Source organism: Halorubrum ejinorense, assembly GCF_055389685.1.
In genome coordinates this window covers 178,678-199,259 of sequence record NZ_AP043776.1, presented here as the reverse complement: position 1 = coordinate 199,259, position 20,582 = coordinate 178,678, and the positions used below count along the sequence as shown (strand labels likewise).

The 20,582-nt window shown below is 59.3% G+C and carries 18 protein-coding genes; 8 read left to right on the top strand and 10 right to left on the bottom strand.

Translation table 11 applies throughout. The annotated features are described in order from the left end of the window. The first annotated feature begins 112 nt into the window (after nt 1-112). From ACZ5KW_RS00885 to ACZ5KW_RS00875, 3 genes are all read left to right on the top strand, one after another. A complete protein-coding gene (locus ACZ5KW_RS00885) occupies nt 113-1,381 on the top strand; it encodes an RNA-guided endonuclease InsQ/TnpB family protein (RefSeq protein ID WP_343778029.1) in 1,269 nt (422 codons plus the stop codon). Between the two features lie 339 nt (nt 1,382-1,720). Further along, entirely contained in the window at nt 1,721-2,017 is a 297-nt protein-coding gene (locus ACZ5KW_RS00880; RefSeq protein WP_343778032.1) for a toxin-antitoxin system TumE family protein, read from the top strand. Between the two features lie 67 nt (nt 2,018-2,084). Continuing rightward, entirely contained in the window at nt 2,085-2,480 is a 396-nt protein-coding gene (locus tag ACZ5KW_RS00875; RefSeq protein ID WP_343778034.1) for an HVO_A0114 family putative DNA-binding protein, read from the top strand. A gap of 338 nt (nt 2,481-2,818) precedes the next feature. On the opposite strand, the gene ACZ5KW_RS00870 is transcribed toward ACZ5KW_RS00875, so the two are convergent. After that, a complete protein-coding gene (locus ACZ5KW_RS00870) occupies nt 2,819-3,088 on the bottom strand; it encodes a helix-turn-helix domain-containing protein (protein ID WP_343778035.1) in 270 nt (89 codons plus the stop codon). A 404-nt stretch (nt 3,089-3,492) separates the two neighbouring features. Here ACZ5KW_RS00870 and ACZ5KW_RS00865 point away from each other — a divergent pair, with 404 nt between their 5' ends. From ACZ5KW_RS00865 to rdfA, 4 genes are all read left to right on the top strand, one after another. Continuing rightward, complete coding sequence (locus ACZ5KW_RS00865; protein WP_343778036.1) at nt 3,493-3,792, top strand: helix-turn-helix transcriptional regulator; 300 nt, start codon at nt 3,493-3,495, stop codon at nt 3,790-3,792. Between the two features lie 222 nt (nt 3,793-4,014). Then, nucleotides 4,015-4,515: a hypothetical protein gene (locus ACZ5KW_RS00860; protein WP_343778037.1), complete on the top strand. Its 501-nt coding sequence runs from the start codon at nt 4,015-4,017 to the stop codon at nt 4,513-4,515. A 340-nt stretch (nt 4,516-4,855) separates the two neighbouring features. Continuing rightward, the gene (locus tag ACZ5KW_RS00855; protein WP_343778038.1) at nt 4,856-7,795 is read left to right on the top strand and encodes a plasmid replication protein RepH; all 2,940 of its coding nucleotides are present in this window, start codon (nt 4,856-4,858) and stop codon (nt 7,793-7,795) included. Nucleotides 7,796-7,957: 162 nt separating this feature from the next. Then, on the top strand, nt 7,958-8,554 hold the full coding sequence (gene rdfA, locus ACZ5KW_RS00850) for a rod-determining factor RdfA (RefSeq protein ID WP_343778040.1): 597 nt from the start codon (nt 7,958-7,960) through the stop codon (nt 8,552-8,554). Between the two features lie 176 nt (nt 8,555-8,730). Here the strand turns inward: rdfA and ACZ5KW_RS00845 are convergent, their stop codons facing one another. The 7 genes from ACZ5KW_RS00845 to ACZ5KW_RS00815 form a co-directional block, all read right to left on the bottom strand. Further along, the gene (locus ACZ5KW_RS00845; RefSeq protein ID WP_343778042.1) at nt 8,731-9,060 is read right to left on the bottom strand and encodes a type II toxin-antitoxin system PemK/MazF family toxin; all 330 of its coding nucleotides are present in this window, start codon (nt 9,058-9,060) and stop codon (nt 8,731-8,733) included. A 1-nt stretch (nt 9,061) separates the two neighbouring features. Then, nucleotides 9,062-9,418 (bottom strand): MarR family transcriptional regulator, encoded by a 357-nt coding sequence (locus tag ACZ5KW_RS00840; RefSeq protein WP_343778043.1) that lies wholly within the window; start codon nt 9,416-9,418, stop codon nt 9,062-9,064. Between the two features lie 185 nt (nt 9,419-9,603). Continuing rightward, nucleotides 9,604-10,017, bottom strand: a complete 414-nt coding sequence (locus ACZ5KW_RS00835; protein ID WP_464388555.1) for an HVO_A0114 family putative DNA-binding protein — start codon at nt 10,015-10,017, stop codon at nt 9,604-9,606. A gap of 27 nt (nt 10,018-10,044) precedes the next feature. Continuing rightward, entirely contained in the window at nt 10,045-13,587 is a 3,543-nt protein-coding gene (locus ACZ5KW_RS00830) for a UvrD-helicase domain-containing protein (RefSeq protein WP_343778046.1), read from the bottom strand. After that, nucleotides 13,580-14,737 (bottom strand): PD-(D/E)XK nuclease family protein, encoded by a 1,158-nt coding sequence (locus tag ACZ5KW_RS00825; RefSeq protein WP_343778048.1) that lies wholly within the window; start codon nt 14,735-14,737, stop codon nt 13,580-13,582. Before ACZ5KW_RS00825 ends, ACZ5KW_RS00830 begins: the two co-directional genes overlap by 8 nt. A 101-nt stretch (nt 14,738-14,838) precedes the next feature. After that, a complete protein-coding gene (locus ACZ5KW_RS00820) occupies nt 14,839-15,660 on the bottom strand; it encodes a hypothetical protein (protein WP_343778050.1) in 822 nt (273 codons plus the stop codon). Nucleotides 15,661-16,084: 424 nt separating this feature from the next. Then, nucleotides 16,085-17,134 carry a transposase gene (locus ACZ5KW_RS00815; RefSeq protein ID WP_343778051.1) on the bottom strand — a complete coding sequence of 350 codons (1,050 nt, stop codon included), beginning with the start codon at nt 17,132-17,134 and terminating at the stop codon, nt 16,085-16,087. Between ACZ5KW_RS00815 and ACZ5KW_RS00810 the strand changes: the two genes are divergently transcribed. After that, complete coding sequence (locus tag ACZ5KW_RS00810; RefSeq protein WP_371153043.1) at nt 17,061-17,594, top strand: helix-turn-helix domain-containing protein; 534 nt, start codon at nt 17,061-17,063, stop codon at nt 17,592-17,594. The two genes, ACZ5KW_RS00815 and ACZ5KW_RS00810, sit on opposite strands and share 74 nt — an antisense overlap. A 74-nt stretch (nt 17,595-17,668) precedes the next feature. Here ACZ5KW_RS00810 and ACZ5KW_RS00805 read toward each other — a convergent pair whose 3' ends face one another. Next, nucleotides 17,669-19,036, bottom strand: a complete 1,368-nt coding sequence (locus ACZ5KW_RS00805; protein WP_343778053.1) for an ATP-binding protein — start codon at nt 19,034-19,036, stop codon at nt 17,669-17,671. Nucleotides 19,037-19,250: 214 nt separating this feature from the next. Further along, on the bottom strand, nt 19,251-20,498 hold the full coding sequence (locus ACZ5KW_RS00800; RefSeq protein WP_343778054.1) for an HNH endonuclease: 1,248 nt from the start codon (nt 20,496-20,498) through the stop codon (nt 19,251-19,253). Nucleotides 20,499-20,582 lie beyond the last annotated feature (84 nt).

Genomic DNA, 20,582 nt, shown 5'->3' with positions numbered 1-20,582 from the left:
TACAGCCGACAATCCCTCCAGTAACTACGTTCGATGGCACTTCCGGATATTCCACGTCTCAGTCGTTACTTTTAATATTAAATTTTTCATAAGTCCTTAAGAACACAGTCCGATGCTGGAGACAACCCGCACCTATCTAGCAAAAATCGTCAACCACCAACAGGTGAGTGACGACCTCGATGACTGCGGGCACTCAGCATCCAAACTGTGGAACGTCGCCCGCTACCACATCCAACAAGAATGGGATGACACGGGAGAGATTCCGTCCGAAGCTGACCTCAAGCGCGAATTAAAAGACCACGAACGATACAGTGACCTCCATTCTCAGTCAAGTCAGCGCGTTCTTGAAGAACTCGCTGAGTCGTTCAACGGTTGGTTCAAAAAACGCAAGAACGGTGATACAGACGCGAATCCTCCCGGTTATCGGAAGCGAGGCGACAACCATCCACGCTCCACCGTGACGTGGAAGCAGAACGGCATCAAACACGATTCCAAGCACAACCAACTCCGTCTGAGCAAAGGGTTCAACCTGAAGAACCACCGTTCTGACTTCATCCTCGCAGCGTACAAGACTCGACCGGACGTGACTGTGGAGAACATCCAGCAGGTTCGAGCCGTGTGGAACGGCGACCGCTGGGAACTTCACCTCGTCTGTAAAGTCGAAATTCCCGTCGGGGACGCACCCGGCGACAACACGGCTGGAATCGACCTCGGTATCAGCAACTACCTCGCCATCGCCTACGACGACGGTGACGCCGAGTTGTATCCGGGGAACGTCTTGAAGCAGGACAAGCACTACTTCACCCGCGACGAGTACGACACGGAGGGCGATAACGGGCCATCGAAGCGTGCGCTCCGTGCCCGACAGAGACTCTCGCGTCGGAAAGACCACTTCTTACACGCCCTCGCCAAACACATCGTTGAGCAGTGTATCGACCACGAAGTCGGTCGCATCGCCATCGGTGACTTGAGCAGGATTCGTGAGGACAAAAACGGTGACTCGCGGAACTGGGGGAAGCGCGGGAACAAGAAACTCCACGGATGGGAGTTCGACCGCTTCACCACGTTGCTCGAATACAAGGCTGAGGAACACGGTATTCTCGTTGACCGCACGAGCGAGCGAGACACGAGCAAGACGTGTTCGTGTTGTGGTCGGAAGCGTGATGCGAATCGCGTGGAGCGTGGGTTGTACGTCTGTGAGTCGTGCGGAGCGACGATGAACGCAGACGTGAATGGCGCAGTGAACATTCACAGAAAGATAACTCAGAGTCCTCCCACTGAGGATATGAGTAACGGTCGTTTGGCACGGCCAGTAGCCTACCTGTTCAACCAAACCTCGGGGCGTTTCGCACCGAGCGAACAGGTGGGTTGCGAATCTTAATATCCCAACGCTCGGGAATCCTCGCCCTTCAGGGCGGGGAGGATGTCAAAGTTAAGGTTAAGATTAACTCATATCGTTCCAATTGCCGAGCTATACTTGGAATCTGTTCGAGAAGGGCATCAGCCGGGCAGTAGCTCAGACAGGCAACGGACAGTTTTCTAGGTCTCGTCGATGACGACTCCGACGACGAGTAGTACGGCACTAGCCACATCTGAGTATAGCCTCACCGCTGACAGAGCGATCGCTCGATGTTGCCGTCATGGATACTATCTGTTGCTTTGCTATTGTTAGGGTTTTCCCTAACACTTATCGGAACAGGGTGCGTCTACACGTGTGTGGATGAGCGATGATGTCACCGTACTTGAAGACGAGATTGAAGCCTACGCCGACGGCACCGTTGCGCGGGTACGCGTGCTTTCAGTCCCGACCTCAGACCGGTTCGAGGACGGGATCAAGTACGCCTACCACTACGGCGAAGCCGGCGCAGATGATCCGATCATCCGGTTCGACAACCACCACGGCGTCCACGAACTCCACCTCGGCGGTGAGACCTTCGAGATCGACTACCCCGGCCTTGCGGAGATCTTCCGCGCCTGGCGGGCGGCGCTCCCAGAAGAGAAGCGCAACGACTGGTAGCCCGTTCAAGTACGTGACCGACGTACAGACCCGCGACTAATTCCGACCCACAACCCCACACTCACCCATGACCCAGACACTCCACGTTCAGATCAAGTCCGCCGACCGTAGCGACCTCGAAGAGCGCCTCGAAGCGATCGACGCCGGCAAAGATGTCGACCCCAGCGAGCCGACGCTGTCAATCGAGAATCTCGAAACATTCGGGCGCGTCTTCCGCTCAACCAATCTTGAGCTCTTGGAGGCGATCGTCGAACACGAGCCAGAGAGCATCCGCGAGCTCGCTCGCCTCGTTGATCGGAACCCACCAGAGGTCCTCGACAATGTAAACGAGCTGGCTGACTACGGCCTCGTCGAACTCGAGGAAAATGGCCGAGCAAAGCGCCCAGTTGTGTGGTACGACGAGATCGACGCGGACCTCCCGCTCACGACTAAGTCCGGACAGGGCCCGAAGGCGAACGCCTGACCCAACGAGGGCACACAATGGGCGACGACGTCGATCCCGAGGATCCGCGCCCCAATGGTCACTAACACATGGAGCGTATCAGCGACGAAGACTAACTCTCTGATTGACCAGCTGAAGGCAACCGAACTGCCCGATGTCGACTACGTGGTTGAGGCCTCGGCGATCGTGAGAAGAGATCCAAGCAGAGTTCGAGAGAACACGGAGCCGGGTGCGAACGAACTGCTGTCGGAAGTGGAGGTTGTGAGCGAGTTCTCACCACGACGACGGCCCCTCACGGTCGAGGTACTCAAGGGTGCGCGATTGTCCTCGCTGACCATCCAGTTCGCAGATTTTTCATTTCACACCTGTGCGCTCTTGTCTCCGTTCGAGGATTGGTCGTTGAGCTGTTCAGCGTTGAGTTCTCCATCTAGGTAGCGTTCACCCTCGGTGGTGATCGAGTAGACTCCGTTACCAAGCTCCGTCACAAGCCCGTGGTCCTTCATCCGGTTCAGGCGCTTGGAAACTCCTGACTTACCGATATGAATATACTGGTGATCGGAAAGGGGTGTAGGGGACGTAGGCCCTTCATCACGGATAATCTCAAGAATTCGGTCATCCCAGATGGTCATCCAGTCAGCGCTCTTCCTCATAGACACAAGGTTTCCTTGAGGAAACTTCGTTCCACGCAAAAGCAACGATCGGAAACTTAGGTGCCAAATAGAAACGTCGTTAACTTTAAGACACGCTGTTTCTTACCGTGGACTACGGGGCCCGAGTGACGAACCCTCGGCTCGCGATGAAATGTAGGAATCCCGGTCGCGGTGCTACAACACCCGGCCGGGTCGGGTTCTGTGCTGCGACACAGAACCATGCTGACAATAGCAACTATGGGGCTTAAGCCCTACGCGACGACCGGAGATGTAGCACTCCAGAAATCGACAAGCGGTTGTATAATCCAGGTCCCCACACTTGAACACGGTAATTCAGGTCGTATTAGTGTAAGAGACTTCAAAGGGAATCCTGGAGGAGCCGCATGAGCGCGACGACCGACGTCGATGTCGTCGCCGGGCTCACCGCCTTCCAACGAGACCTCCTGCGTGCGCTCGCGAAGACTGACGAGCAGAGTGGGCTCTCACTGAAAACGGATCTCAGAACCTACTACGGCGAGGAGATCAACCACAGCCGCCTGTACCAGAACCTCGACGAACTCGTCGCACACGGACTCATCAATAAACGCCGACGCGACGGACGCACCAACAGCTACAGCCTTACTGCGGCGGCAACTACCGCGCTCGAAGAACGCGACGCATGGGTGAGGGGTGAGACAGCGTGAATCGCACCCAGCCACCGTATCTCCGCTTTGACGCCCGCGAGACCCTCACCGGCGACCTCGACGAGATCACCGTTCAACAAGCGGTCGAGGTTCACGCATGATGAAGAAGCTCTGGCGGTGCCGCCAGTGCGACCGGCTCGTCAACCGATTTGTGAACGGGTGGGTCTGCCCGCAGTGTGGGTGGTACTGTGGCCAATCGATCGCCAGCGTGAATCGGGGGCCATGAGGCGGGACAGTCAGCAGCCCGCCGACGCACCCGTAGGTCCCCTCACGGACGAGACCATCGTAAGCCTCGATCAGCTGTCGCTTGCGTCCACGTCGGGGGCGTGTCAACACTGCGGGCGCACGTTCACCGAGGGCGACGACGTCGTCGCATACGTCCACAAGCCGGCCGAAAAGCGCACCCACGAGGTCGGCCACTGCGTGTGCGCACATACCGAACACCGCCAGCAGGAGGTGTTCACGCTCGGCGTCCACGAACTCCTCGTCGCCGGGCGTATCGGGATGGCCTCAGACGCCGCGACCCAATCCACGTGGCCGATTCTCGTCGAGCCAGTCCCGCTAGGCATGAGCGTACCAGCGACGACGACGATCCGCTGGCTCCCGCCCGAGACACCCCTCGCCGAACGGGTCACGCCGACAGCGACTCAACGGCAGCGACGGCGCGAGGCGCGGGCGCAGGTGACGGTCAGTAACCCAGCGGCAACGGAGGGTGATGACTAATGCGGTCACCACCCCGCACTGAGCTCCCTCAACACGGGAGGACTGGCTGCCACCAAACGCGTCAGTCCAAACAGCCAACGGTAGATCCGGACGCCATCCACGCGACGATCGTACACCTTCGTCGGGCGCTCACCGCGAGCACCACTAGTGACGCGGCCGGCGTGAGGGCCGCCCTCCTACGAGCCACGCGGACTATCGACGAGACACGCCATCCAGATATCGCGGCCGCAATCCGGACTGCCCGCGGTGTCGATCCAGTCTCGCGAACGGTCCGCCAGTACATCCGGCAACTCCTCCGGCGGCTTGTCGCGGTGGTCAACTGCTGGGAGCCAACAAAGTAATGCCGGCTCCCAATCAGGCCCAGAGCGGGCGCTTCCAGCCCGCCGGCCAGGGCCACGAGCGTGGCGTCCATCTTGTGGGCCCAACCACACAGAATGACGCCGCCGGGATCCACTGTGGAAGCGTCTCGCCCCGGCTGACCGAGTGGATACCCGAACTCCTCGACCAGCTTCGTGAGGCGACCACAGAAAGAGTCCGAACCCAGACACCCCACACCAACCCGTGGCGGGCGAGTACGTCACTCCTCGATACCACCCTTCCGGAGTGGAATTCTCTCGAGAACACGTGGGACGATGCGACCGCCGAGGCCGTCGCGTACACGCAGGCGATTACCGAGTTGGCGCTCGTCGACGGCGACACCGTGTCGTCATATCACACGCAACGCCGTGACGAGTTGCGTGACACAGTTCATACAGTCGGCACCGGCCGCGGCGCGGTCAACGCCGGGCTTGGCGCACTCGCAAAGGGCCCAGTCGCGCTCCACCGCGAATTCGACGCTACTCCCCGAGCGATCACCCTCGCACTCGATGGGGCGGCGTGGACCGATCTCACCGACCGCCGAACTGGCGTCCGCGCGCTCGCAGCCATCGCGGTGCTCGCAGCCGGGTTCGACGTTCGAGTTGTCGTCTCTCCCGCGCTCCAGCGGCACCTCACCAGACGGTACCCACAGTGGTGTGAAATCCACCTCGATCTTACGCAGAGCCGGGATGGGTCCCACCCTCATCCCCACCGCGTTCAGTCCCACGAGCCGACCACCGACGAGCGCCACCCCGCCTGGCAAGCGCTCGATGGGCTCGAACGCACACCGGGGAAACGACGCCTCCTCACCAATCTCGACGCCACCACCGGGCGAACCTACCAGGATCTCGAAAACGACGACGCGATCGACATTGAGGCAGGGACGGTCAGCCGGTACATCCTTGATCTCGAGACGCGTGGGCTCGTCGACGTCGACCGTCGAGGCACCCACCACAGCGTCACACTCTCTGAACGCGGTCAAACGGCCGTGGCTGGGTATCTCGACGCCGCCGACGACCTCGTCCATCCCGAACAACGCCGACTGACTGACGATCTTACTGCGACCACTCACGATGTCACAAGTACAGTGTCGCCCCGCCGGGGGGACCCCACAGGTGACACCCCACCCTCACTCGAGGAGTGGCTGGCGGCGACGGGTGACCCCGACGCCGACGGGGAGTTCGTCCAGTGGCTCAGGGGGCCCGACACCGTCGATGAAACCCACCTACACGACCGGTTCACAATCCCCGCCCAGGACGATAGCGTCACGCTCGTCGATGACACCCCAACCCCGTTCGATGACGGCCGGGTTGGGTATCTGAGCCACATCTCCGGCGAGGCGCAGGTCGTCCTCCAGTGGGGTGGGCCCTTAGCAACCCTGGGACGTCTCGCGGCTGTCTTACTCAGCGATAAGGCGCTCTCGAAGATCCTGACGCCGTCGCGATTTGGCCGCGCATTCGAAGCAATCCACCGCGGTGATCTCGAACAAGACGCCCCACGAGTGCTGTGTCGTGGCCACCAAGTTGGCTGGTACAGCGAAGACGAACACACCTACGAGGCGTGGCGTGAGCGCATTACGACCGTCCGCGATACGCTCCTCGCTCGTGTCGCCAAACACACGAACAGTACCAATACCGCCGCCCGCAGCGAACTCTTCGAAGATCTCCACGGGCTGGTCGCCTCGGCTACCCACCTGTATCACGCAATCGATGTTGATCTCACGACCACGATCAGACTCCCGGACACCGAGGCGCTCACCAGAAACTCGACGCAACGCCGGCAGCTCTGCACGTTCCTCGCGAAGACGGTGCCCAAACAATCGGTGTATGGCGTTCACTCGGGCTACCGCATGTTGTTCGAAGACCGCCCGCCCAAACTGCGGCGGCGGCTCCCATACGACGTCGGGCCCGACGCGACGATGGATCTGACGATGTCGTGGGTGCTTGCGGGTCCGACAATCACCGACCTCCGCGATTCGATCCAAGAGGCGCTCACGTCAGAGCTCACCGCGGTGCGAGAGGCGATCGCGGAGGGCACCGAAACCGTACCCACACTCTCGATTCCGGTCGTCGACGGGACGACCTACCCCGCCATCCGGCGGGTGATCGACGAGATTGTGATGACCCACGACGCCCAGTGGACATCCCGCGAGCGACAGCGGCTCGTGCGGCTCTGTCTACGCTCGTTCGGCCCGGCGGACACCACGCGACGTGCGTGTCCGTACGACGTCGTGGTGAGCCTGCTACGCGCGCTGAACGAGTCCCAATCACCGACGGTGGCTGCGGTTGAACGGGCGGCGGCGACGCTCTCTGGAGAGCGATTCCGCCCAGATCTCGTGCCAACGGCGACGGCGTTGTATGCGACCCTGCTTCGAGCCGACGAGCCGCTTGGTCGCTCAGAGTTACTCGAGCGGGCTGGCATTGCGGCCAGCAGCTATGACCGCCGGATTGGTGCTGTCCAAGCGCTCACACGCGTCCAGGCCGTCCAGGTGGATGGCCACCGACGCTGGGTCACCACCGACGAGCCCGGTCACGCCTCACCGCAGCCGTCGCCGTACCCCGGTCACCCCCATTCCTGGCTCCCGCTGTTGACGCATCGCTCACGAACACATTCAGTCGGTTTCGCCCCCACCCTGTGGGTTCCACTTCGAGTCGGCTGGCGACACCCACATCGAATCCTCACGCGGGATCAACAGGCCCCGACTGTCACTTGCTTTGACACCGCCCTTCCGGTGAACCAGTGGCGACTGCGCTGGGAGGACTACACCGCAACCACTGACGCACAAACTCACCACAGCCATCGACCGGCCGCACTGCTTGAAACCACTACCCATGAACCACGCATGACACCACAATACTACGCACCGACCGCATCGCTTCTCGACCACCGACGTCCCCTCTCACCGCGGGGTACGTCACAGTGAGGCGCCCAGCAACCGATCGTACAACCGACGCCATCCGCGAGCGCCCGCTCACCAAAGAGGAGACACAAATCTGCGTCGCCCTTTGTGAAGAGGGCCGTTCAGAACTCACACCCAGCGTCGAACAGCGGAATAAGCGCCTGTGTCTCGCCGTGTCCAATAACGATGAGTAACGCCACAAGTACACGACTGAAGGTGGTTAGAGTAATCGACAAATACGACCTCAACGGCATTGGCGACCAAATGGTTGCGGAGTGGACAAAGCCCGAGAGTACCCGACGCTCTTGTCGTGAACTCGCGGAATTCTTCAACATCCGTGTGCTCGATGCAGCACTCCGCGAAGCGGGTATCATCTGGGATAGATCACTTGTGGAGGAGTGTGCCGCGATCATCAAAGACAAGGAGAAACCGCTGACAGGATTTGATCTCGATAGTAGGGGAGTAGACACCGACGAAGTCGGCGGAGACATGGTGTCGTATCAATCAATACACACGTATCTGACAGAGTATCGTGATACTGAGTATGAGCGTGAGATCGATGATATCCACTCGCGAGTTGCGAGTTTACAACAGATCGAGACAAAGACAGAGACGATTGCTACTAGGATTATCTCACAATCTGTATCCCACAACCAAGTACACGGAACAGAGCCTGAAATAGAGGTCACGACGGAATGTATTTGTAAAACATGCGGGACCAACACCGAGATGTCGGTGTATCTGCGAAACGGCGGCTGTCCTGCCTGTAGCCGGTCGCGTTAATTTCGCTCATTCTTCTTTGTCAATTTTATTGAAATACTCAGTGAGTGGTGGTTTCTCGGAGAATTACTGAATTCAACGCGGGGGGTGTCAAGGTGATGACGGCCCTGTGTCCCCTCCCTACTCGAACCCTCCGGTCGCTCCTTGAGGAAGGGGACTTAGCGCCTACAAACTGTTAATCACAGTACCCGGGTCAGTTCGTGTATACCGTCTGTAACTATAGTCATGGTTGAGTCGTCGACCTCCGCCACACGCTTGGTGATCTCTTGGTGGGGAAAGACATGCAGCGACCACGGACTCACGTAACTCGGATACGTCTTCAGTTCGCCTTCGGTGAGCGAATCTGCCGTCAGTTTAACTGCTGTCTCCCGCTCGGTCGACGTGATGACCGCAACCGTATACCGATCGCCGAAGAACGGTCGGTTTCGATTCGAGACGACGAGATACGGTCGGACCCCGCTTTTGAACGTTGCTGGCGCGAGGGTGACACTACTTTGTGCGTAGGCCATCCTACGCGTTCTCTCCTAAGTCCGGCGCGGCGTCGGCCCACTCGTCATCGTCGCCGTAGGCGTCATCGCCGTACTCGGCCTCGATCTGCTGGAGGCTCACTACGTTCGCAATCTCCGAGGCGGCGACGTCCTCGGCAGCCGCCCAGTAGGAATCAACCTTCTGAACGAGGTCCTTCTCTCGGAGCCGGGAGAGGGTCTTGTGGACGCTGGAATACGGAACGTCGGTCAGTTCCGTCAGTTCCGTGGGGCTGAAGCCCATCTCGGGATGGTTAAGCAATACTGTGAGCAGTTCGTGGGCGTTCGTCCCCGGCTTAACTGGGGGCGTGTCCCCTCCGCTGGAATCGATTCTGATCGGCATTAGTGTCTGTCTATGTCAGTATTTGTCTGAAAACGTCATAAAGCTGCTGCCGTCGGAATACACACGTGATCAAAATCTGTACCAAGCGAGGTAAACTACCCCTGCCTACTCGCCGCCTTCGGCGGCTCATTGAGGAAGGGGGCTTACCGCCTACATTCAGCTAAATTTCTGTTCCTGCTGAACAATTAAGCCGTTGCGGGCGACTCTGAGCCTTCGTCGCGGCCCAAACCGAATTCGACCTCAGGACGGACCGTATCATACGGAACGTACGGCTTCTTTGCGCGGCCGTCCTTCTCGAAGTAGGTGATGTCGTACTCTGCCAGTAGGTGGAGATCGTCATGGACATCGTGAACGTCGCGATCGAGGCGGGCAGCCAAGGCTCGGATGCTTTCGGGTAGGTTCTCGATAGCCTGTTCGAGCAGTTCCATCCGTCGGTCGGTGAGCAACTGCCGAAGACGACCACGGTCTTCGAAGTTGACGACGTTCGGGACCTCCTCTCCGTCCTCCCACCGCTCGGCGCGCTTGATAGCCGCCGCCTGCGCCTTCTCGGCCGGGAGCGACGTGATGCGGAGGGTCTCCATAGCGGTCGCAATCTCCATCTGGGCGGATTCGGGGCGGCACCCTCTTCAGGAGCCAGGGATCGACTCATCCGACCCAACGAGGGTGCGGACACGACGCGCAAGAACCGTGGGCGGGAACTGTCCAGACACCGACCTTCGGACACACCCGAACGTTTCGACACTGGCGTGAATTGTCGCTGCCGATCCGAGTTCCTGCTGGAGGATGTGCTCGTAGGCGGCGATCTGGAGTTCGTATCGCGGTTTTGTTGCGTCGACGTCGTCAGTCAGCGCAATCTTGAGATCGGCCAACTGCCACTCGCCTCCACCCAGATTGATGAGGATATCAGCTTCACCATGAACTTCAACCTCAATATCGCCAGCAGTCACGAGTCCGCTCAGGTCGTGGTCGACGTAGACCGCCTCCGCCGCTTGGATCTGGGCCCACAGGTCGGACGCTAAGAAGTCTGGGACGACCGACGTGTGGAAGAAGCTGACGAGGCCACCACGCTCAGTATCTGGCAACATCTCGATCGACTGCGGCGTCACCTGTTCCATCGCGTCCCGAAGTGCGGTATAAATCAGCGTACTCCACGCATCGATCTCGGTGTCCGGCACGTCCATCTCGATGAGGGTGAGTAATGCGTCGTGGAGACAGGTCCCGACGGCCTCTGGCCCAAGCGTCTCGAACGTGATCGGGAGGCTGTCGGCCACCGTCTCAGTTTCGGTATGAATGGCCTCGTCGAGGAGGTGGGCACCCATGGTGGCGTCGACGTCGTCAGTCAACGGATAGGCCGTACTCGGGTCGAGAAAGCGTGGGACCCACAACTCCAACTGGTCGCGTCGAGGCGGGACGGCACCCGTCACCGATAGCGGCGTGTCGTACATCTCGCGTGTTACACTGCCGTCGACGTCATTTACACCGATCGTGAGATCGCCGGCACTGGACGGTTCGTCGATCGCATACGTGGCTGTCCGTCCAGGCGAAAACCCGAGTGTCTCAGACAGGGTATCGAGCCAGCGATCACGCGGCTGTGCCGTGCCGGGCAACGTCTTCGGAAGCGGGATGACGAGATGGTCACGTGCCCGAGAGAGTGCCACATACAGGAGCCGCCACGCCTCCGCACGCTCGTTGGCTGCGACTGACTGGAACTGGTCAGGACCAAGCAGGTGCGGGGCCCCACCGGCGGCGTCGTCGAGCCAGTGCTCGGTCGCCCACCGCAACCCGATATCGCGTGGTGCAGCACCCTGTCTATCTCGACCGTCACCGCCTGGCGTGTAGAGTCCCCCATCGAATGGTGGCAGTTCGATATCGGGTGCTGTCTTGACGTTCGTCGGCGGGGCCAACGCCGCAACGCCACCCTGCGTCATGAACCGCTGAGAGAACGGGCCAGTGTCCCAGAGCTTGAAGCCCGGCGTTGCGAGCACAATCACGTCGTCTTGATCGCCTTTGAGCCGATGAACTGTGCTAAAGACGACATCGGGATCAGTGGTCACACTCGGGATATCTGGCCCCTTGCGTGGGGCCGCCCGAAACGGCGCAAGCAGGTCACCGAGGGCGGCTGGTGGGTACTGCGTGTCAGCTTCCCAGTCGGCGACGGTGCTCGTGAGCGCGTCGAGCGCGGCTACTCGTTGTGCTGCCGGCAGCTCGGTGAACTGGTCGCCCGGGTCGGCTCGAAGCGCGAGTTGCTCGATGATGTCTTCCAGATACACCGACGCTGGAACGCGACGGAACCGGCCCAGCTGATCGCGAAGATCGCGCAGGCCACAGAGGATGTCTCGGGTTTCGGCGTCGAGGTCGTCGGCCGCACAGATGACGTCAAGGTCGTACCCAGCCCGCTCGAAGCAGTCGTGGGCTGCTGTGAAATCGAACGGCGAGTCAGTCAACAACGCGCGTGTCTGGGCCCGATCGGTCGGCGCAGTGAGCCAGTCACAGACGGCGAGGACCGCCTTGACCACGGGACACGCAAAGAGTCTCGAACTCGCGTTTTGTACGGTCAAGCCCGCGGCCTCGAACGCGTCTTTGTACGCGGCCATCCGCGTTCGCTTTCTGAAGACGACGGTTATCGACTGTGGCGACCCGGTCTCGTCAGTTAACGTCCCATCAGCGAGGCCCTGTGCGATGTACGTTGCAAGGATGTTCGCCTCGCCAGTACGGCCGTCGGGGTTGACCCACCGTGCCGTGTCGGGCGCTGCCCCACCGGTGAACGCGGCGATGTGGATGCTCGGGTCGGCGGTTGGATCCCGAGATGCGTCGAGGCCGGGGTAAGTCGCCGCAAAATCACTGAGCCCCCCGCGAGTTGGATCGTCAAAGACGGGCCGCATGATGGTGTTGATGCCGGCGGCGATGTCCGGGGTTCCACGATAGGTTGTTGCGGCTGTCACCGTCGCATGGGTGTCCCAGTCGATACCGAGATACTGGCCCTCGCGACAGGCGGTCGTGAACAGCGACGGATCGGCGTGCCGCCAGCGGTAGATGCTTTGGAGTGTATCGCCACACGCGAGGACGCGCATCGAGGGAGTAACAAGCTGTGACAGCGCTGCGTGCTGGATAGTGGAGACATCCTGTGCTTCATCGATGATCACGCTATCGAGCCGCGCGTGGTACCGCTGACGAAGGGCTGTGTCCTGGTCGGTGGTTGGCCCATCGCCATCGACTGGCCAGTCACGCTTGAACACACTGGTAATGAAGAAGGCGACATCGGTGTGAGAGACCACGCTATACTCGCGGATCAGGGCTCGGTACTGCTCGCGGTACGCTTCAAGCACATCCCCAAACGCTGTCAGCGTCGTGTCCCATGCGTCATAGAGGCGCTGGTCAGCAGCCACAAGATCTGCCCACTCCGCTGCTGAGAGGGCCGCGTCGGTGTCGGCTGCGGCGTCGGCGTCGACGATGTCTGCGATCGTCGCCACGATATCCGCACGACCGCTGGTTCGTCCCCCGGGATACACTGCCTCTTGTGTGGTACGGAGTTTGCGTTCGAAGGCGGCCGTGGTGAGTCGCTGATCGCGACAGTACTTGACGGCGTCAGTGAGCATCTCCGCAGGAGTGGCTGACCAGCCGTCATCCGGATATGCTGCTTCCAACTCGGCGATCGCGTCTGCGTGGGCCGGATCGGCAGCGACGGCGTCGTAACACGCTTTATGAACCGTTTCCAGCAACGCCTTATTCCCGATCGATGGCGTCTCCTCGAACCCCAGGTCGGTGGCCAGCTCCCCGAAGACGTCACGCAACACGCTGTCGACAGTGCCGATAAACGGTGCGTTCCGGACCCGCGCCACGAGATACGCGATATCTGACTCGGTGAGTGACGCTGCCTCGGGGATCAACTCATGATCCACAATCTCCCGAATGTGCTCACAGACACCGGGTCCGATCGCGGCCGCCTCATCGGTGGTAAACGACATGACGGCTACGCTCTGGGCGGGAGTCCGATCGCCACTAACGTACCGCCGAATGATGGTTTCGGCTGCGATTCGCTGCATCGTCAGTGATTTGCCAGCGCCGGCGACACAGTTCATCGTAAATAGTCCCGACTCGGCGTCAACGAATCGGTCTCTGATCGTTGCTTGTGCGTTCCGGAGTGTCCGTGGGTCGTCGTCGTTACTCATGAGGTGTCTCGGTGGGTGCTGGGTCAGACGCCCCACTCGCAGAGAGGAGCGCGGCAATCGGCTCAGGAAGCTGCGGTGTCGTGCTCACCAGTTGGGTGCGGGCCTGCTCGGAGACAGTCTCCATCTCGAGTGATGCAAGAAACGGCGAGGGGTACACAGCACCACCGTCGGCGGTCTGTGTGTACCGCGTCACGATCACGCCGCGCTCGGCGGCACGCATCGCATCGGCGAAGTGATCGCGATCACGGCCGTTTCCCCACGCGGTTCGCGGCGCAACGATATCTGTCTCACCAGCCCCAGCGAGAACGGCTTCCTGGAGCTCTGTGGGAACAACGCTGTCAATCTGTGCCGGCCACTCGGCTGCCGTCGCGCCGACCGCGATAACGAATGGGACAGACAGCGCCCACACGTCGTTTGCCTCCATAATGTCGATGGCCCAGGCATTCGAGTGTTCACGGCGGCCCGGGCGTTGTGTCGCCAGCAGCTCACACAGTTCTTGTACAGCCCCCCACGATCGGGAGACAGTCCCGTCAGCAAGCCACTCGTCGTATTTGTGCGTGACCTGCTCGACGAGCCGGGTGACCCTGACTGTTGCTCGCGCGGCCGTCTCCGTCGCCATGAGCGCCGGTGAGTCCGCCTGCTGGCGGGCGGGCACGCTCGTCTCGCGATACGCGTCGATCGACGCCCCCAGAACGGTTCCAACTGTCTCGGGTGTTGGCTCGCGCTCGGCATGCGACAGTAGCCAGTCACAGTAGGTTATGAGTCGCTCGTCAGTGGTGTGTGTCTGTATCGTCTCGGCCCACTCGGCGATCGATCGATGTCCGGGGGGAAGGGCCTCAAGAGCGGCCTGGATCGTCGACTGTTCGAGTGGCCAGCCGGCTGTATCCGTGAGTGGTGCCCACCGCTGCGCCAATGGTTCCAACAGCGTTACAGCAGCGACGTCGCCGGCGCCAAAGAGCGTACAAAGCGCCGCTATCAGCGCGTATGGTTCGGTGCGGGTCACGCGCAACTGTGTCCAAAACACCGGCGTCACCCCGTACTGGATCGCTGCCCGGGTCAGCGGTTGTTCGTACGGATCAAGATCGCGAGCCACGACGACGATATCGCGGACGTCTACGCCACGATCGCGAACTTCGCTGATCGTCGCCATCACGGCACGCGCTTCCTCACGACGTGTCGGTGCGGGCAATTCGACAACAGGACATGACGGTGCTGGCAGCTCACCAGTGAGTGCCGTGCGGTGGGCGTGGGTCACAGATTCACCTCCCGCCCGGGATAGTCAATGGACAGGAGGTCCGGGAGTCGCGTTGTGAGGTACTCGCTGGTTCCGGGGCGGAGGTGGAGTTCGATATCTGCCGTCGTTGCTGTACAGAGGCCATGTAGGAAGTCAACTTCTGGTGCCGGGATGCTGCTCACACCGACGAGCGAGATCCGCTCGATATCGGGATAGCAATCGGTCCACACCTCGTCGCCGCCGATGAGGCGACGCGTCGCCCGTCTGAGGAGCGCCGTCTTCGAGACCGCTTTGACTGTCCGGTCGCGCAACCACGTCTCGACGGCGATGCCACCATCAACCAGTGTGGTCGCCTCGTCCGCGATGGGGGTCGCAAACTCGTCGGTGATATCGCGCAGCGCCGCAATCCGATCCGGATGGAAGTTCGTCATTGATTCGACTTCTGAACGGATCTGCTCGAGTTGTTGGGGACGGGTGTCTCGACGGGCAGAAAGCAGGGGACGGAGTCCCGGAGGCTGATCCGCTGTCTCCGCCGGAAGCGACTGGAGGAGCGCTAAGCGATCGACGCGATCGAGGCTCGTCGGGGCTGGGTCTGCGGCTCCAAGCAGTACTTCCGCAACGGTTTTCGGGTCGACAAATTCAAACGCGTTCTGTGGCTGTGTACGCTCTCGCAGCCGCCGTTGGAGGTTTCGTTGGTGGAGTTCGGTCGGCGCCAACACGAGTTCTGTCGGCGTCGCTGTGCGGTCAGCACGATTGAGAAGCCGTTCTTGCTCGCCACAGTACATCGAGATCTGCGAGGCAACATCGTCGTCAGTCGTGTGGAGGGGGTGTGTAGACATCAGCGAGATCGGGATGTGGGGTACGCCAGGGTGGATATAAGTCTCTCGCCCCGGAGCGGAAGTGGACCGATCTGTCGGGGTATTCTGGTCGTGGTGTTCGACTGTGGGTACCTCATGACAGGGGCACCATTTGGAAGGCCTCGGTGAAACGTAGGCCCCGAATCAGGAGTGCGATGAGGATTGACATCCTCCCCGCGCTAAAGCGCGAGGATTCCCCGAAGGGGATATTCAGGTTGCGAGTTTCCTCGGGCCTCAAGTACGCTTTCGCGTGGGCCGTCAACGGTCGCCACCGAGTTGTGACCAACGGTGTACTTTTCAGCGCGTGTAGCCCTGTCAACGGGGCCTTCCTCCCCGCAATCTGCGGGCGTCGAAGACGGCCGGCTATTCAACCAGCGAGGTAGCACGGTTCGCGTCAGCCGAACTGTTACGCCGTACATGGTTCACCCTCCCGTTGTGCGATGTTTTCCGAAGCGTTCAGATCGGCGTGGCGTCCCCGACCACACTCCGAACACGAAAAGTGGTCGCCATCACGGGTTCCCATCGAACCACACGCCGAACATCGCTGGCTGGTATGGTACGCATCGACCTGCTCAACACGAATGCCAGCCCGCTCGGCTTTGTATGTGATAAACTGTTGGAGTTGGTGGAAGTGCCACGAGTGGACACCCGACCACGAGCTGTTCTCGCGGATACCTTCGAGGTCTTCCATCCGAATCACCGGATTCTCGAACTGTTCCGCGAACGTGATGAGGCGACGGGAGAGTTTGTGATTCAGGTCTTTGATTCGACGCTGTTCTTTGTCACCTACACGGTTACGTGCGCGAAGCGCACCCGCTTCCGAGAGCGAATCGCGTAGGGAACGATATTTGCGCCGAACGTACTTTGCCTCACCACCCGACACGAGCATCGACTTGTCCTCGCCGTAGGCTGTCACAGCGAGGATGTGTCGTTCGCCAATATCGACACCGATCGGCGTCTCAGCCGACGTGCCGGCGTCGTATTCCACATTGAACGTACAGTACCAGTCGTCGCCGCGACGGTAGACCTGTAGACGGGTCTTGTCAGCGTCACCCTCCACCAGCCGGTCTACGGGGTCGGCAATGTCGTCGTACACCGCTATCGGGGTGTACCACCATTGGGAGACACACGGGAAGCCGACGACGACTGTGCCGTTCTCAGTCGTGTCGATTTCCCAGTTCTGGTTGTTGATGGCGAACGGTTGGCTCTCTCGGTAGCGAACCTCCCCGTCCTTGTTGTGGTCGGATTTCGCCTCACGGATGGCTTGGTTCTGGATGGCCGAGTAGAGGTCGTTGTCGATGCTGGCTGTGGTCACGGATTTCCCGAAGTCGCCGTTCTCCCATCCGTCAATACAGAATTGCTTGGTGTCACGGTAGAGTCGAGTGGCGTGTTGCCACTCTTTGCGCCGTGAGAGGGACGGGTTGTGGAACTTCGCGGTGACAGCCACCGTGACCATTACAAATGTAATCAGATATGCTATATTAAGTATCTGTTGGAATATCAGGCCGTGCTATCGTCGGTGGCCTGTATCATCGTTTGTCGGATTCATCCCCGCCCTGAAGGGCGGAGCTTTCTCCTTACACTTCCGTAACAACGTCCGACTAGCCCGGAATATTGATGTCGGTCCCATCAGCAACGAGGAGGCCATTCATTATCATGCGCTCCGGTCTGAGCTGACGAAACAACAGTTAGCTGCTTTTGAGGCGGCGCTCGAATTAGGCTATTACGCTGGGGACGATCAGGCCACCATTAGCGACATCGCTGCGTTTCTCGATGTTCACCACTCAACGGCGGGAGAACACATTAAACGCGCAGAGAACACACCTCTCTCGGAAGTTGGAAGGCATATGTTCCCCGACGTGGTCAACCAGGGCACGCAGCCTGAGACATTACGGAGTGACCCCTCAGAGTGTTAATCGCTTCACTGTGGTTTTACACAGATTCAATGAGAGTCAACGACTTCAGTTACGACAGAAGTTATCGGGCTGTTTCAATATATAATATCGGACAACTCAAACAGTCGAACATCGTCACGGGCGTCAGCGGTATTTTTGAGGTCGTCAGTGTACCCGGACCGGCTGAACAGGACGTACAGCGTCTCCCCGTCTGCTGGTTCTTCTGACCATCGGACTTCCGACGCTGTTCGATCAAGATCGGCGAGCACACCCTCACTCACAGGTTGGGACGCGAACTTACACTCACCAGCGACAAGCCCGGACTCAGTGAGACCGAGTACATCCAGTTCGTGTTCTTTGAACCACCACTGACCGACATCACTGAACCGTCGGTCAATGAGATGTGGGAGTGCCCGTTGGCAGAGTCGTTCAAACAGCGGACTCACATAATCAGCTAACTCTGGAGCAATTAATTCGTCATACGCAGTGTCGCCAAGTATCCGAAGCTGATCCTGATTGCCGTAGACGAACCGGAACCAGAACCGGAACAACGGCGCTGCGATACGATATCGGCCACGTTTCGAAGCTGTCGGTGACGCAGTGACTGGGATGTGGCGTTCAACAAGACGAAGCCGACGAAGCTTCTGTAGGTACGTGCTGAGTGACCCAGATTCTATCCCGGCCATGCCTGCGATTTCGTTCGGGGTCCGTCGTCCGTGAGCTAAGGCACGGAGAATACTGAAGTACGTATTCGGCTGTCGAAGTTCGGTTCGAAGGAGAAATTCCGGTTCAGAGTAAAGGAGGGACTGTTCTGAAAGGACCCCCTGCTGGACGTTCGTTCCTAACGTCTCATCTGGGTCTATCGTTTGGAGATAGTAGGGTGTACCCCCATAGATTGCCCACGTAGTGATAGCTGTCTCCGGGTCATAGCCTGGGAAGAACTTGCGTGCGTCAGCTACATCGAGGGGTTTGAGATCGATTGTTGCTGTCCGTCGCCCGTACAGTGGCGCGCTTCCTGAGAGCACCTTATTTTCCATTACACTGATCGAAGAACCGACCAAGACAAGCGTCATTCCCGTCTCTTGGAGCTTGGTGTCCCAGACTCGCTGGATTCGTGACGGGAGCGAGTCATCCTCCTCAATAAGGAATGGGAACTCATCGATTACCACAATCGCGTTCTCCTCACCGAGTGTTTCAAGAATCGCTTCCCAGTCACGGCGGACGTTCTGTAACGAGGGGAATTGTGCTGTGGCAGTTTCGACGAACTGTTCGAGTTGATTCTGTGCCGTGGACTCAACTGCTTGGTAGTATACAGCGTCTTCCTGATCAGCGATGGACTGGCGGACGAGCTCGCTTTTGCCGAGGCGACGACGGCCATAGATGACGACAAAGTCTGCGGTTTCGGACTCGTAGCAGTCCGTGAGTTGATCACGTTCGACGTCCCGATCCACGAATTGTTCCATACACCCGATTACAGCTCCGTCCAAATAGAAGTTCCGATTTTGGAAACCACGATTTCAGAAATTTAGATTTCTGTTTTAGCATAGGTGCGTGCTTCAGCACAACACACCCGAATATCTGAGCGTGTTCATTGAGCCGTGATTGAAGCCGAATATGGCCACAGGATTCGGGGTTTGCGGGGTGGAGAGAGTAAGTACGATCCCGGAAAGGAGAGGCCTACTCGCCGAGGTCGATTCCGAAAAATTCCAAGATCATTATTGCGACAGAGCTGGCCACGAGTGAGAGTACTGTTGCCAGAGCCATTTGACCGACCGTCGCCCATGAACCACCAAAGAAGAGCGCAATGATGGTCCATCCCACGAAACCAATTGCTCCAGCGATCATACCGAATAGAGAAAACAGGAGTACGGCGCCCGCAGTGGGAACGAAGATCAGCCCCAGCAGTCCGTAAAGCAGCGGGAGCAAGAGAGATTTTTCGCCGAAACTCCGAGCATACCCACCAACGGTTGAAGACGACAGAGAGGGTGGAGATACCGAAACAGACACCGACTGCGTGGGATTTTCGTCGTCGAAGGCCACTCGTCTGCTGACGAGTTCGCCGTCGCCACCAGTAACTTCAACGGTTGCTTCTGTGACATTCTCCGAAAACACGATCTCCGTCTCGTGATCCGCATCGTGGGCTCTCGTTTCGCGTACTGAGTCGTACGGTCGTCCCGTGTCCTCGGCGGCGCTGACCGTGACGTCAACGTCTGGTTCGAAAGAGGAAAGCCACCCGAGCAGCCCAGTCTGAGAAGTCTCAATGTGAAGTCTGCGCGTATTGTGGGCCTCGTTTTCCGGGACTTGACCGCGCAGTAAGAGGAGACTGGTTAGTTCCGATAATACAGGGTGGGAATCACTGGTAGACTCACCACCTCCAGAGAATCGACGAGTGAGGTGGGACGGAATATCGTATAAGACAGGCGATTTTGAGGTGTAGGTAGTTTCATGTGAACTGGTTTCTGCTTCGAGCGTCTCGAAATCCCTGCCGACGGCTGTCTCTGCTCCCCGGCCGGAATCGAAATTCTCCCGCCTGATCACTGCGACCTCGTCGTGCGACCCTTCGCTGGGAAATTTGGGAGCGGCCTTCCAGTCCCCATTCAGATCCTGATTTGTCGGGTGCATGAGGGCATGACAGTCAATACAGAGTCCAACGAGGTTCTCCAGTCGATTGGTGCCCCCGTTGGCTAGCCAATTGATGTGGTGGACGTGGCCGCCATTGCTCGTGTCACCGCCACAACGTCCACAGTGGCCATCCTGTAACCACCAGACCGCCCTCCGTCGCTCGCCCCAGTCCGGCGGGTAGTCCCCGTTTCCATAGTAGGAATTTTGTTCTCCGTAGTTTTCCTGCAGATTGAACCTCGGCTCCGCTCCGAACTTCTTCAACAGCGCCGACTCGTCTTTCAGCTCCGTTCTTATTTGGGCCATTATCTGTGATCGTATCCAGTGTGGTCGCTAGACGTCGATACCGCACCCACAACGGTGAGCGGGTGAAGTGAGCGTCTCATGATT